This window comes from Anabaena sp. CCY 9910 (assembly GCF_963920875.1).
GTDB classification, from domain to species: Bacteria; Cyanobacteriota; Cyanobacteriia; order Cyanobacteriales; family Nostocaceae; genus Trichormus; species Trichormus variabilis.
The window spans coordinates 1-15,019 of record NZ_CAWUDJ010000032.1 but is presented as its reverse complement, the minus strand read 5'-3'; the positions used below and the strand labels follow the sequence as shown (position 1 = coordinate 15,019).

The 15,019-nt window shown below is 37.8% G+C and carries 12 protein-coding genes and 1 pseudogene; 11 read left to right on the top strand and 2 right to left on the bottom strand.

Features of this window, described 5'->3' with window-relative positions; genetic code table 11:
* Positions 1 to 49: 49 nt before the first annotated feature.
* Positions 50 to 481 carry a hypothetical protein gene (locus ACM5QX_RS20785; RefSeq protein ID WP_414755240.1) on the bottom strand — a complete coding sequence of 144 codons (432 nt, stop codon included), beginning with the start codon at positions 479 to 481 and terminating at the stop codon, positions 50 to 52.
* A 525-nt stretch (positions 482 to 1,006) separates the two neighbouring features.
* Here ACM5QX_RS20785 and ACM5QX_RS20780 point away from each other — a divergent pair.
* Complete coding sequence (locus ACM5QX_RS20780; protein ID WP_414755239.1) at positions 1,007 to 3,115, top strand: TPR end-of-group domain-containing protein; 2,109 nt, start codon at positions 1,007 to 1,009, stop codon at positions 3,113 to 3,115.
* Positions 3,116 to 3,369: 254 nt separating this feature from the next.
* Here the strand turns inward: ACM5QX_RS20780 and ACM5QX_RS20775 are convergent, their stop codons facing one another.
* The gene (locus ACM5QX_RS20775; RefSeq protein ID WP_414755238.1) at positions 3,370 to 3,597 is read right to left on the bottom strand and encodes a hypothetical protein; all 228 of its coding nucleotides are present in this window, start codon (positions 3,595 to 3,597) and stop codon (positions 3,370 to 3,372) included.
* A gap of 217 nt (positions 3,598 to 3,814) precedes the next feature.
* Between ACM5QX_RS20775 and ACM5QX_RS20770 the strand changes: the two genes are divergently transcribed.
* From ACM5QX_RS20770 to ACM5QX_RS20725, 10 genes and pseudogenes are all read left to right on the top strand, one after another.
* Entirely contained in the window at positions 3,815 to 3,904 is a 90-nt protein-coding gene (locus ACM5QX_RS20770; protein ID WP_414755297.1) for a strawberry notch-like NTP hydrolase domain-containing protein, read from the top strand.
* 121 nt (positions 3,905 to 4,025) lie between these two features.
* Positions 4,026 to 4,367 (top strand): hypothetical protein, encoded by a 342-nt coding sequence (locus tag ACM5QX_RS20765; RefSeq protein ID WP_414755237.1) that lies wholly within the window; start codon positions 4,026 to 4,028, stop codon positions 4,365 to 4,367.
* 365 nt (positions 4,368 to 4,732) lie between these two features.
* Entirely contained in the window at positions 4,733 to 6,796 is a 2,064-nt protein-coding gene (locus ACM5QX_RS20760; RefSeq protein ID WP_414755236.1) for a pentapeptide repeat-containing protein, read from the top strand.
* 55 nt (positions 6,797 to 6,851) lie between these two features.
* Entirely contained in the window at positions 6,852 to 8,081 is a 1,230-nt protein-coding gene (locus ACM5QX_RS20755; RefSeq protein ID WP_414755235.1) for a pentapeptide repeat-containing protein, read from the top strand.
* Positions 8,082 to 8,084: 3 nt separating this feature from the next.
* Positions 8,085 to 9,119 (top strand): hypothetical protein, encoded by a 1,035-nt coding sequence (locus ACM5QX_RS20750; RefSeq protein ID WP_414755234.1) that lies wholly within the window; start codon positions 8,085 to 8,087, stop codon positions 9,117 to 9,119.
* A pseudogene (locus ACM5QX_RS20745) lies at positions 9,116 to 9,526 on the top strand (pentapeptide repeat-containing protein); the annotation flags it as partial. The gene ACM5QX_RS20750 and the pseudogene ACM5QX_RS20745, both read left to right, overlap by 4 nt.
* A 309-nt stretch (positions 9,527 to 9,835) precedes the next feature.
* Positions 9,836 to 11,026 carry a HetZ-related protein 2 gene (locus ACM5QX_RS20740; protein ID WP_414755296.1) on the top strand — a complete coding sequence of 397 codons (1,191 nt, stop codon included), beginning with the start codon at positions 9,836 to 9,838 and terminating at the stop codon, positions 11,024 to 11,026.
* A gap of 138 nt (positions 11,027 to 11,164) precedes the next feature.
* On the top strand, positions 11,165 to 12,874 hold the full coding sequence (locus ACM5QX_RS20735; protein ID WP_414755233.1) for an AAA-like domain-containing protein: 1,710 nt from the start codon (positions 11,165 to 11,167) through the stop codon (positions 12,872 to 12,874).
* On the top strand, positions 12,867 to 14,732 hold the full coding sequence (locus tag ACM5QX_RS20730; protein WP_414755232.1) for an AAA-like domain-containing protein: 1,866 nt from the start codon (positions 12,867 to 12,869) through the stop codon (positions 14,730 to 14,732). The genes ACM5QX_RS20735 and ACM5QX_RS20730 overlap by 8 nt, the downstream gene beginning before the upstream one ends.
* Positions 14,733 to 14,800: 68 nt before the next feature.
* Positions 14,801 to 14,995, top strand: coding sequence for a hypothetical protein (locus ACM5QX_RS20725; protein ID WP_414755231.1), 195 nt, complete (start codon positions 14,801 to 14,803; stop codon positions 14,993 to 14,995).
* The last annotated feature ends 24 nt before the right edge of the window (positions 14,996 to 15,019 follow it).

The window sequence follows — 15,019 nt, the reverse complement described above, 5'->3', positions numbered from 1 at the left end:
GGGTTTTAGAAAAGCTATTCTGACTCATATTTTTTGAGCGATTTGTTCCTTACTCCCCCACCGGAAACCGCCGCATCATTTCCGCTAGTGCCACCGCCTCCCCATCCGGCGTGTACACGCTCTCACCCGACATCGCAATCACAATCCTCTGCCGCCTCGCCCACTCAAACCAAGCCGTTACCTCAGATTTAGCCTGTGCGGATTCTGGTTTCCGTCCCTTCTTACAAGCCACCACAAACACAGCCTCCGGCGACTTAATCCCTTTCCAAGTCCGCACTGCCTCCTTCAAATATGCGATCGCCCCTGGTACATTCTCCCAATACCGCTTGACTGTGCGCTGAATCTCTGCGTTGAGGCGAAACTGCGGAGTACAAGGAATCTCCCTCAACTGCTGCAATACCTCCTGAACCTCCTGCTGGCTTGGCTGTACTGATTTATCTTGTGGCTGGGTGTAATCATATTCTGCAAGGATGGTAGGCAATCATCATTTATTTTTCTCCTCCCATTCGCTTGTAATAAAGCTTCAACCATGCTTCTACGTAACATAACTGCTTATTAACCCGTTAAGTCTTAGCATATAAACTTACTAATTCTTTATAAAGTTTTTACATTTCTCTAAGCAAATATACACCCGTAAATCTACTGTTACTGCTAATATCTATTTAGTTGCTGTTTTGTGCTGTCGTAACTTAAATTAAACACTATTAAAAGTTTGCCAAAAAATCTTTTATTAATTTTTTAGCAGACATTTGTTTTAGTGTTAAAATTGCACATTTTGTATGTCTACAGAAAAGAAATTGTTATACAGGAATCTCTGTAGATACATAATTGAAATTCATTAGTCTTTATACTCAAACTGAACTAATACTTGCAAACTGAAAGTGAGTAGAGCTTATCTTAATGACACGAATTTGTCTCAACACCGTTTAATTTGTCATTGTACAGCTAGTAAGAAACTGGTAATAACGCTGTTATATCTGGTTTGTAGACCAGAAAGGAATTAAGTATGAAACGATGGCACTTATTTAAAACAACTTTTATGGTTATGGTTGGAATATTGTTGTTAACTAGTAGCAAGACAGTAGCACAACCACCATGTGAGACAGATAAAATCCTGTTTAGTAAGAAATTTTATGGTGATACCCAACCTATATATGGTGCATTATTTCAAAAAGACTCTAACTTAATATGTGCAAAGGATGGGATTAAAGAAATTATCAATGCCCAGGAAAAAACAACACTAGTAATTACGCGAGATCGGGCATATGAGGAGTCCGAACAACTGAAGGATTCCCATAATGAGTATGTTGAAGCTATGAAGCCAGATCCAATTGCTAGTAAAGTGCGAAAAGCTCCAAAGGAGTGTCTAAAGGCTTCAGAAAATCCAATCGTTGTAGATGAATTCAGCGCAGTTCGAGAACTTGCTTATGTCGGTTTATATAAAGAAGCAGGAGAGGAGTTAAAGAAAATCATCAAGCAAAAACCTAACCTAAAAGTCCCAGAAGATTTGAAATGTCTTTTGAAGCATTCCTTTGATTGGCAATGGGTACGGCTTTGGAACCAGTTGATTGTGCCAAGTATAACTGAAACGGCAGAGGCATTAATCCCCATATTGGTTATCTTATTAGCTCTATGGGTGTTGTACCGACAGATAAAGTCATTACCGAGGCTTCGCCTTGATATACAGTCTTTTGATGATGGAGTAACAGAACTTAAAATCGGTAAAGGACTCGCAGCGATGGTAGAAGAGTCTCTCAAAAACACTGATACATTTGGCAGTCGTGTACGAATGGATTTTGTAGGCGGGCCTGCTGAAGGAGTTAACCTTCCTATTGATTTTAAGCAAGGGGGAGAACTCTTTAAGTTAATTACTCAGGTAATTAAGTTGGCTTTTCCTCAAAGAGTACTTACCTTGTCAGGACATCTATTGGCAGCAGGAGAAAGTGGTGTTGGTCTGACGCTAGTGCTGAAAAGTCAAACTGGAAAAATAGTAGCTTACTCGACAATCTGGCAGAAGAGCTACGACCTTGTTCTGGCAAAAAAGGTAGAACCAACTAAAAATAATGCTACACCTTACTATATTCTTGCTGAACCAGCAGCAATTTGGACGCTTTTCCAGTTAGATAATTTTTATCCTTGTTTAAAAATTAGAGATTGGTTAGCGGTTAAAGACTGGGAAAGCTATGCTTACTTTCGATTTGGTGTGTACTGGCTTTCATCAGAAGATAATGAAAAAAATAAAAAGGCGCGCCAAATGTTTATAAATGCACTGCAACCAGAGCGAGACTCAAGTAATCAATTCGCCTTACTTAATTTAGCAATTCTCAATCTAAAAGAAGAAGTAAAAACAGAAAAGCCTAATTATGAAGGGGTAATAGAAATGTTAAATAGAGCTATAAAAAGCTCAAAAGTTCCAAAATGTAACTCTGACTCTTACATTAAAGATATTGTATGGTATAAAGCAAATTATCAATTGGCTGCTATTTACTTATACATAGATGATAAAAAGGATGATGAGAAATTAGAGTGGATTTCTAAAAATTTAGAAAAAGAGATTAATAAAGCTCTTAATCTACAAGTGGAGTCACAATGTTGTGTACAAAAATCTCAGCAAAGTGATTCAAAAGAATCAATGGATATGGATAGGTGGCAGAAATTACTTACAATAAATAAAAATGAAGATAAAGTTCAGCAAGTCTTAAAATTGATATACCCATTGATATTTATAATGAATGAAGAGATTCTATACCGAAAATCTCTACATATAAATCAAGATTTAGAAAACGGTTTAGCAGAAGCTTCTGTTAAAGCAGAAGCAAAAAAAAGAATCAATTTAATAGAGGATGAAAAGATTAAATTAAAACTTTCATATAGGGCTAGGTACAATCTAGCCTGTTTTTACACGTCCTTGGGGGATTATGAAAAAGCTTTAGGACACCTAAAGTATGCACTTGAATTTAGCATAGGTAATTCTCTTAAAGACTGGGCGAAAAAAGACCCTTCATTAGAGAAATTGCGGAAAGAAAAAAAGGACGAATTTGATAAGACAATCAGGATTTACACACAGGCTACGGAAAATCTAACCACTCTAGGCGCAGAGGTCATAAAACAATAGGAGTCTAAGAGGTTTTTTGTGTAAGTCCTCAATAACAAAAGATTAGTTCTCTTAATTAATCAGGACTTACGCAACTGACACAAGTAATGGTGCGCTTCACGGATCGCACAGATAGTAATATTAATTCTCAAGCAAGCAACTCCTGTGTAGATTTACTCACAGTTCGTCTGTGAATTTTGCTTGATCAATACCAATACCGTTGCCAAAATAAGAGCATGAAGAGGTAGGGCGTTTTGTAGTATAGTTATTGTCTCTCACAACGCCATCGCTTCACCATCCGCAGTGTACACGACCTCACCCGACATCGCAATCACAATCCTTTGCTTCCTAGCCCACTCAAACCAATCTTTCACAGCAGACTCAGCCTGCTGCGCCTCTGCTTTCCTCCCCTCCTTACAAGCCCCAACAAACACTGCTTCCGGTGACTTGATACCCTTCCAAGTCCGCAGTGCTTCTTTGAGATAAGTGATCGCACCCGGCACATTCGCCCAGTACCGTTTTACTGTAAGCCGGGGTAGACCAATTAAAGTTTCTGTTCCGCGCTTTCAGCAAAAACTTTGTTTCGCTTGGTATCAAAGAAAATATCGCCGTCTTGTTGTGCGATGGGAGCGAAATCCTGCCTGCTTCAATGCTTTTCTTTCTCTAGCCACCATTCATATCTGGATTAACAGAATTTTATTAGTGGGATAGGTTCAAGGTATTCTGTTCTGCACCTACTCAACTCTGCGTTCACAAAAGAACGATGAAAATCGGCTTAAGCAAATTGTTGAATGGGCAAGGAAAGAGTAGTTAGAGGAAGATAATTTAAGAAATTATTTTCCTTTAATTAGAGATATATTGCTTTAAAATCTTTAAAAGTATATAGTAGCATCTTAGTAACTTTATAAAAGTGATTTTTTATTTAATTAATATGCCACAAAAAATTATAATACCTAATTGGGAAATCCTTTCTTTAGAAGAGAAAGAACATGTAATAGAACATATTAAATTAATTATGTCTGCAAGAAAAAGTGCTGCAAATTTACTAAAATTAATAAGTCGGAGTGATGATCCTGAAATAATGACAACGTTAGATACAATTTTAAAAGAGCCTGATGAGCTTGAAGTAATTACAGATGCAAGCATTAATTTAGAATCTTTCAAAAGGAATAAAGAGGATATTGCAAGTTTTTGTGAAATTATTTGTAAAATTATATCTTTAGGAAATGGAAAAACTGAGGAAAAGTGTTCTGAAATTTGTAATCAAAGCTGAATTAAGTCTGACTTTTCACGGCATCTGGAAAACGCCATTTTAAGCTTTTCTCAAACCCTGATTTTTACGTTAGCCATTTTCATTAACTTAGCGCTATTGAGAATTAAGCTGTGGAAAAAGTCGCGCTATTTCGTGATTTGAGGACTTACCGTGAAAAGTCAGAATTAAGTTGGATCATAAGTATTATAAAAAAATTAAATATATGAATTTTAAATTTGTGATTGATAAACCTGAATCTCTTTAAATTTTAACCATACATAACTATGTATATTACTTTATACAGGGTTGTGGTTTATGAAGATTAAATTTAATTTTTTCATGTTATAAAAATAGTTTTCATACTCTAATTCTGCTTTTTTACATAAATGAAAAAAGATTATCGAGGTAGAAGTTTTAAGAACTTAAACTTAGAAGATGTAGATTTTAGTTATGCTAAGATTCAAGGAGCAGATTTTACTAATACTGTTCTAAGAAATGCTAATTTTACTGCTGTGGAAGCAGGATTAGAATTTCATTGGCTCATAATTATATATTTATTTTCAATTCTGTTCAATATTATTACTGGTATTACTTCAGCTATTACAGCTTTAATAATTTATTTTCCAATTCTACTTTATAAAAATAATTTTAATACAGAAAATAAAATATTAAGTATATTGTCTATAACTATAGTTGTAATTGATGTAATAATATTCTTAATTAACGTTTACAATAAAGGGTTTATCTCAGGATTAAAACAAGGTTTTGTGTTCTTAAGTCCATTTTTAGCTTTAGGCTTATTTTTTTCAGAAGAAATTGCTAAAATAGGAGTTTCTTTTTTCTTGGGAACAGCAGCATTATCTTTAGTTACAGTTAGTCTAATAGCCTCAAGTTTATCGAATGTTATAGCTGTAGTGACTATTGATAATATACCTAAGTTAATAAATGCGATCGTCAGTTTATTTATTGTTATACTTACATCTTTTTTATTACATAAAACTCAAAAAATAAATTTAGATTTATTAATACCATGTCTAGTAATATCATCAATTTCATCAATTTTAGGCAGTTACATTGCTTGCGAAACAGTTAAAGGAGCCAGTATCTTTGAGTGGATTCGTACTTTAGGCTTAAATTTTACAACTTTAGGGGCTACATCTTTTCGTGGGGCAATTTTAACAAATGCTAATTTCAAATCGTCTTTACTTAAAAGTACTAATTTTAGGAAAGCTGATTTAACAGGATGTTACTGGCTGGGTAGCCAAAAACTTCACACTTCTCTTCTTGAAGAAAGTTATTTAGCTGATTCAAAAATACGTGATTTACTCACCACAGGTTATTTAATACAAAAGAACCTTGATCGCCAAAACCTACAGGGAATCAACTTACAAGGAGCTAACTTAGCAGATGCCAGCTTTATTGGCGCAGACTTAAGCCACGCTAAACTACAAGATGCAGACCTGACCAGAGCCAAGTTAGTACAAACCCAACTCGACGGCACAGACTTTACAGGCGCAACTCTCACAGGGGCATATATTGAAGACTGGAACATTACCACTGATACCAAGTTTGACGGAGTGCGCTGTGAATACGTGTATATGCGCCTGCCTACTCCAGATAACCCAGACCCTCATCGCAAACCTGACAATAGACAAGAGGTATTTGCAGATGGTGAGTTTGGAGATTTTATCAAACCAATCTTCGATACACTCGACTTGTACCATAGTCAAGGTGTTGACCCCAGAGCGATCGCCATCTCGTTCAAACAGTTAGCCGAAAATCACCCAGAGGCAGATTTGCAAATTGTTGGTATGGAAGTACGTGGTGAGGACAAGTTTTTGCTGCGTGCCAAAACTGCGATCGCCGCAGATAAGTCCCAACTGAGTGCAGAGTATTTCGCCATGTATAATCAGCTAAAAGCTCTGGCAGAACAGGAAGTTCAACAATTGATTGCCGAAAAGGATAATAGAATTGCTGATTTACAAAATATGGTAGTGACAGCACTGCAACGCCCCAGCTTCTATGCTCAGACTTATCAAAACCAAGGAGATACCATAATGCCAGATAGCTCAAAACAAGTATTCAACAACAACTTACAAGGCGCTCAATTCGGTGGTGGACTAGTCAACGCCGACACTGTAAACGCAGGACAAATCGGCGGCAACATCACCAACTACAACCCTGAACAAAAACAGAACCTCGCCCAAGCCGCAGCCGACATTCAGCAGCTTCTCAACCAACTGAGCCGAACATACCCCACGACTACCACATCGGAGAAGATGACGGTTGTGGCTAAGGCAGTTGATGAGATTGAGAGTAACCCAACTTTGAAAGCACGGGTAATAGGTGCGTTGAAGGCAGCGGGAACCGAAGCTTTTAAAGAGCTAATCGACAATCCTTTGATTAATATACTGCTGGCATCAATCGACGGGTGGCAGGATGCAGAGTAGTTTGTTGGCTACTTTATTAAATTTCAGTATATGTAGCTTAAAAAAATTTTGTTAAATGGCTAATGATGAACACGTAATTTTGCTAAAACAAGGTATACTAACAGTTTGGAATAAGTGGAGAGCAGAAAATCCTCACATAATTCCCGAACTAAGTAATGCCGATTTGAGCAAAATTAACCTTAATGAAGCAGATTTGAGTAAAGTTGACCTGAGTGAAGCAAACTTGAGTCAGGCTAATCTCAGTAGGGCTAACCTTAGTGGCGCAAATTTAAGTAAGGCTGTACTTGTTAAAAGTAACTTAAGCAGAGCTAACTTAATTGGAACAGATTTTACTGGTGCTGATCTTAGCAGTGCTGATCTTAGCGGGGCAAATCTAAGTAAAGCTATTTTGATAGAAGTTAACTTAAATCAAGCTAATTTTAGTGGAACAGTTTTGATAGAAACAAATCTGAGCAGAGCTAATCTTAGTAGATTAAATCTGAACACAGCTAAACTCAACAGGGTTAACTTCAGCCATGCTAATCTCAGTTACTCTAATCTTAGTGGACTTGACCTAAATGAATTTGACTTAACATCTGTTGATCTGGGAGGAGCTAATCTTAAGAAAATTCAAGCATTAGGAACAAATTTTTGCACAGCTAACCTGACAGGAGCTTGTATAGAAGATTGGCACATTAATAATGACACTAATTTCAGCGATGTAATTTGTGACTATATCTACCTTCGCCAAGGTCAACAAGAACGCCGCCCCAGCAGTGGTAATTTTGCCCCTGGAGAATTTACTAAACTGTTCCAAAAATCTCTAGAAACAGTAGACCTAATCTTTCGCAATGGTATCGATTGGGACGCTTTCGCCTACTCCTTCAAAAAAGTAGAAGTCGAAAACCAAGGCGCACAATTGGATGTCCAAAGCATTGAGAAAAGAAATGGCATTTTAGTAGTCAGAGTGGCTGTTGACCCTGAAGCAGACAAAGCCAAAATTCATAATGACTTCATGCAAGGATACGACTTTGCGCTTAAGGCATTGGAAGCACAGTACCAAGCAAGACTTGAAGATAAAGATGCAGTAATTGTTAGGCAAGAAGCACAAATTAATCGTCTGTTTGACATAGTGGAACAACAAGAATCAGTTCAAAAAGCACTAGCAGAAAATCCAAGGAAAGTTTCTAACACCAATATAATAAATTCTCAGTTTGCAGGTGGCATGGTGGATGCGATTAATGTTGATGCACAGCAAATTGGTGGTAACATTCAAAACAACAACACTGAAGACTTCCCAAGCTGACCCATGCCGGACTCCCAAGACCCTAAAAAAGTTTCTAATAATGATCTACGAGGTTCACAGTTTGGTGGTGGGTTGATTAATGCTGACACAGTGAATGCTGGGCGAATTGGCGATGACATCTACAACATTCACTTTGAGCAGCAGACGGCAACTTCAGGTAATTTAGTCCAATCACAGAACCAAACAGAGCGATCTCTCTGTTTCAGAGACTCACTCGAAAAAGCATATAACCTCCAAAATCGGAAAGTTGCAAATATACGAATGGCCTTGGTGATTGAAACAGACCCAACTCGCAAATTTCAATATGAACATCAACTTCAGGAAGAAGAATGTAGACTTAAGGAGCTTGACGACAGGTTAAATGCAATTGAAGAACAATTGAAATCTACTGAGGATTCTATATTATATAAACATGAACACTCACCCGTAAAAGCAATTAAAACAAAACTAGTTCACGATGAACACAAGTTTGAGGGAAAATTGGTTTTGATTCAAGTAGATGTTTATGAACATTCACTTCCCAAAGAAGTTTGCATTAAATTAAGCATTTCATTTGGCGCACCCGAAATAAATATTCCGAACTTTAATCCGCTATTAAGATTGAAGAACAAAACTACAGATATCAAATATGGAATCAAGAATGGTGAATTAAATTTAGATTTTCAAAATGGTAAGATGCCATTAAATAGACGCGAAAATCTTATAAATGAGAATAATAATTGGGAAGGGATGGCAGTAGGAAGTTTACCTAGCTGGCAATTTAGCATAAAGAATGAATCAAAAAGTGAAAATCAACTAGAAATATTATATGGAAATATCAAAAATGAAGTTTTAGGTATTTTAGAATTATTAGATTTAAATGTGGCTTCTGAAATCAACGCTTATTTTAAAATTAGTATCAACAGAATTAATATAGCAATAATAGATTTAGATGATGGAACAAATAAAAAACAGAAGGAAACTAAAATTGGGCTATTATTGAAGTATTTAAAATCTGAATTAGAAAATTATGTAAGCAAGGTAGTTATTCAGATATGAACCAGCATCTTTCTTCCGAAGAACTTGGTAAGCTTTTCTTTGAGATTGAGAGTCAACCATCATTAAAGCTGTCTGAATTAGCCAAGGTTGCTGGTCTTAGTATAGCAGAGGATTATATCGGTGCAGACTTAAGCAATGAAGACCTTAGCGAAGATAATCTCAGCAACGCAAACTTCAGCAATGCAAATCTCAGCAATAGTAATCTAAGCCATGTTAATTTAGATAATGCCAATCTCAGCAGTGTCAACTTGTGTGGTGCAGATTTGAGAAATGCTGATTTGAGTCATGCCGATCTAAATGGTGCTGACTTAACTAATGCTAATTTGAGTAATGCAAATCTTTTTGGTGCTAATTTGTATAATACTAACCTAAGAAATGCGAACTTAAGTCATGTTAACTTCACATCTGCCTATCTTTTGGATGTAAAAAATTTAACCACTGCTAACTTGTCCCACGCTATTTTGACTACAGCAACTTTGGGACTCTCTCAAAAAGAGAGACTTATCTTGAAGCAAAGAGGAGTAATTATTGCCGATACAGCAGATAGCTTCTCAAATGATCAAGTTAGTGTTATTCAGGGTAATCAAAACCAATCTGTTTTTGGTAATAATGATATAATGCCAGAAGGCATTAAAAAACAATTTAATTTCAACGATGCCCAGATTGTAGCATCTCAAGAACAGGCAATCGCAAACGCTCGTTTTAGAGCATTAACCATGACAGCAGCGCAAGTATCCACTGCTGTTAGTGAATATAGAGAATACAACTTTTCTATAGCACCAGAAGCAAACAAACTAGCCGAATCTTGGCGTAAGCAGTTAGTTGCGGAATGTCCAGAACAAAATGCAGTGACTAGAGAAAGTATTATTCTCTGGTTGTTAGGTCGTGATTCAGAACGGTTGGATCTATTCAACCCTAAAGAACTTGAGATTGCCAAGCAAGCGATGGAATATCGCTGGAAAATTTTAAGTCAACGCTACTTGGGTGTGGGTCGAGAACGTGCATATCGTAACCTGATCACACGGTTAGGGAGTTTAGCCACATTACGGAATAAACTTCAAGCCTCGATTGCTCTAAACCACGATAACCAAAGGGGTGTGCTTGACGTATTACAAGAAGTAATACAAGAACTATTGCAAAATGATACTTATATCCAACAGCAAATGGCGTACATCGCAAAAATTGCTTTAGATAAGCGACTCAAAGATACTTTGCTATTTGCCACAGTGGAAGAGTATTGTTTACGACCAGTCCGCAATCAGCCGTTGTTAGTCTATCGTTTTGTCAACTACCTCCGCCGTTCTCAACGTGGTGGATTAACCCAAGTCCCTGGTAGTGACTTAGTGAGGCTAGTTTCCGAAGAAGTGCTGACAGACGATAGCGACAATCGCATTAACCTGGTAGATAATCAGGCGATCGCTGAATATCAAGAAGCACAGCAAATAGAAGAACAGCAAGCACTGCGGCAGCCAGTACAACAAGAATTTGCCAAATTCCTACAAGAAAATCTGGGGACAGAAGCCGTAGAGTGGCTCAAACTTTACCTGCAAGGTAAAACCCAAGATGAAATCGCCAAGAAATTAGGCAAACCAATCAAAGAAATCTATCGACTGCGAGAAAAAATCAGCTACCATGCAGTACGCGTTTTTGCCCTCAAGGGTAAACCAGAACTCGTAGATAACTGGCTGGCAATTTCCTTGCAAGAGAATAACTTGGGTTTGACACAAAATCAATGGCAGGAACTCTATGAGAACTTAACCCCCATTGGACGGCAAATATTGGATTTGCGGAAAGCCGGCAACTCCATAGAAGTTATAGCTAAGGAGTTGGAACTCAAAACTCATCAAGTTATGGGTGAATGGACTAAAGTCTACCTCGCAGCGCAATCTTTAAGAAATCAGGAGTAAGCTGAGTATTTGGTGCAATGCTGTCAGCGCTCACCAATTCCAAAATTTTTTTGAGCTACTGCTGATACCGTCCCGATTTTAAAAAACAAAGGTGATAGTATTTACAATAACAACGCTTAAGTATGCCAAAACTGACCCATGCCGGACTCCCAGGAACCAAAGCAAATCACCAATAACAATGCAGCCAATTCTCAGTTTGGTGGAGGGTTGATTAATGCTGAGTCTGTGAAGGCAGAGCGTATAGGCGGCGATGTTTACAATATTTATCTAAGTCAGCAATCTACAGCAGACAATTCGACTCCATCACTTGACCAACAGAAGCGATCGCAAACTAAACGTATCTTCATCAGTTACAAGCGTAATGTAATTCCTGATGAAACAGTAGCACTGCAAGTTTTTCAGTCTTTAGCAAAGCAGCATCAGGTATTTATCGACCAAATCATGTTAGTGGGTACACGTTGGGCCGAACGTATTGAAACAGAGATTCGCCAAGCAGATTTTCTCATCACCTTCTTGTCAGCACAGTCAGTTCATAGCGAGATGGTAGAGGCAGAAATTAAAATGGCGCATAATTTAGCGCAATTACAGGGAGGCAAACCTGCGATTCTACCAGTACGCTTAGAATATCGGCAGCCGTTTCAGTATCCTCTGAGTGCTTACTTAAATGATATTAACTGGGCATTTTGGCAAGGGCAAGAGGATACACCACGCCTGATTACAGAATTAAGTCAGGCTATCTGTGGTGGTCAGTTAAGTATAGGTGCAGTGCAAGCAAAAGCTGAAATCCTTCAAAGTCAACTCTCACTACTACCTCGACCTTTTCCTTCAGCACAACCAGTTTCGCTGGAAATGCCAGAAGGAACAATGGAGTGTGATTCTAAATTTTACGTGGAGAGGTCATCAGACCCTATTGCCTTGGAAGCGATTAGAAGGCAGGGTGTGACTATTACTATTAAAGGCCCTCGGCAGATGGGCAAAAGTTCTTTATTAATTCGTACTGCTGATGTGGCTGTGAACGCAGGTAAGCGAGTAGCGTTTTTAGATTTTCAATTATTTGACAAGGCCACTTTAAATGATGCTGACAAATTCTTTCGCCAATTCTGCTCCTGGTTAACTGATGAATTAGAAATGGCAGATAAAGTAGATGACTATTGGCAAATGCCTTTAGGTAATAGCCAGCGTTGTACTCGCTATGTAGGACGGTATCTCCTCAAGGATTTTGGACAGCCTTTAGTGTTAGCAATGGATGAAGTAGAAAGTGTTTTTGATAGCGAATTTCGGTCTGATTTTTTTGGAATGCTTAGAAGCTGGCACAATAGCCGTGCAACTACCCCTATTTGGAAAAAACTAGATTTGGCACTAGTAACATCCACTGAACCTTACCAGTTAATTGATAATCTTAACCAATCACCTTTTAATGTCGGAGTGGTAATAGATTTAGAAGATTTTACAGCCCAACAGGTAGCCGAACTCAACCACCGTCATGGTTCACCCCTCAACTTTAACGAAGAACGGCAATTAATAGCATTACTTAGTGGACATCCTTATTTAGTCAGGCTGGCATTATACACGGTTGCCAGCCAGCGCCTCTCTAGTAATGAACTGTTTGTTAATGCTACTGCTGATAATGGCCCATTTGGTAATCATTTACGTAATCATCTATTCCGATTGCACAATAAAACTGAGTTAGTACAAGGAATGCGACAAGTAATTCGTCAAAATGCTTGTGAGGATGAACGTGTTTTCTTTCGTCTGCGGGGTGCTGGTCTTGTGCGTCGAGAAGGACGAGTGGTGATGCCTCGTTGCCAACTGTACGCTGATTATTTTCGGGAGAACCTTTGTGACTGACCCAAGCGTTTATACTGTCGGCGGAACTGTGCAGGCTGGTGGTGGAATTTATATTTCCCGTCAGGCTGATGAGGAATTGCTGAATTTATGCAGAACAGCAACTTTTGCTTATGTTCTTACACCGCGTCAGATGGGTAAGTCTAGTTTGATGGTTCGCACATCTCAAACATTGACTCAAGAAGAAATTACTTCAGTTATTATTGACCTTCAGGAATTTGGAACACAAGTTACAGCAGAACAATGGTATTTTGGTTTGTTAGTAAAGATTGAAGACCAACTAACGCTAAAGACAGATGCAATTAGTTGGTGGCTAGAACATCAGTATCTTGGGTTTTCGCAACGGCTGACATTATTTTTTGAGCAAGTTTTGTTAACTGAAATAGATGGGCAGGTAGTAATTTTTGTGGATGAAATTGACTCGACCCTTAGCTTAGAATTTACTGATGATTTTTTCATCGTAATTCGTTATCTTTATGGGGCTAGAGCAACAAATCCTGAGTTTCAGCGTCTTTCATTTGTACTGCTGGGAGTAGCAACTCCTAGAGAGTTAATTCGCGATCCTAAACGCACACCGTTTAATATTGGACACCGTATTGATTTAACTGATTTTACTTTTGAAGAGGCTTTACCCCTAGCTGATAGATTAGGGTTGCCGATAAATGAGGCGCAACAAGTTTTGCAATGGGTACTAAAGTGGACAGGAGGACACCCTTATTTAACACAGCGCTTATTTAGTGCAATATTAGCAGAGTTAAAAGAAGATTTTGTTATAGAAAAACACAAAGGGAAAAAGAACAATAATTCTTTTGATTCTTCTACTACATTTTACTTTTACTTTAGTGAGGCAGATATAGATAGGATTGTTAGAACTATATTTTTTGGTGTTAGGAGCAAGCAAGATAATAATTTACAGTTCGTACATGATATGTTAACTAGACGTGCGCCAGATCAAAATAGTGTGCTTAAAATTTATGAAAATATTTATCGAGGTAAACATTTCATTCATGATGAAGAACAGTCTATTTTTAAGTCTCATCTTAAACTTTCTGGTATTATACGCACCGAGAACAATGTGTTATATGTCCGTAACTTGATATACAAAAAAGTATTTAATGATAAATGGATCAAAGAGAATTTTCTTACTAAATCTTGGACTCTTGAACAAAAGATTGCTTATGGCTACTTTATAACTATTGGACTTGGCTTTTTTGGCTTTCTAACTGGATTAACCATAGCTAACTACTACCGAGGTAGAGAAGCTAGAATATTTAATCAAGCTCAAGAAGAAAGACAGTTATTAAACGATTACAACGATGCGGTTGTTAGGGCGCAACTGCATAGCTCTAACATCGTGGTATTTTTAGAGGATTCTCAACGCTTACCAATACAAAAATCCGAGTTTTTGAGAAATGTCAAACAAGCTGAAACAGGGGAAGCGAAAATTGCCATGTTTATCACTAGCAATCCCAAAGATTTAGCAGCAACAGGTGAGAACTTAACCGCTTTATTACAAGACTGTGACTATTATTTAAGCTCTTACGTTAAGCAAATACATAGTGTAGTCGCTGAAATTCAGCAGCCCATACCACCCCAACAGGCGGCTGTAGTCAAAGCAAAGTTGCTGGAAATTATGCGTGGCGAGACAGCTATGCAGCTAGATCAGCTTTCAGAAAAGTTATCTAATATTTTACGCACTGCTGAAGCAAAAGAGCGTCAGAGACAAACAGACGTTGAAGAAGCCAAAGGTGTTGAGAGATTAATTGTCATGGTGAGTATGCTGGTGTCGGTAGCGATCGCAGCTATTGTCGCATGGCGGACTAGTCGTGTACTTGGTATGGAATCAAAAAAAAAGAATTAAATTGATTTTTAGATTGAGTAAGCCTGATATAAAAGTGTGCTTCAGTATTAAATAAGGATTGAATCAATATGATGCAAGGGCAATGGACAAGAAAAGCGAAAAATGGCCTCAACATTATATTTATTCACGGTATAAATTCTAGCGAGGATTGTTGGAAACATGAGAATGGCTCTTACTGGCCTAATTTACTCAGAGATGAAAGTGAATTAGCTGATATTGGAATTTATGTATTTTCGGCGTTGCTGAATAAGGGGATGAATTGATTTAGCTAGGTACAATTTGATACT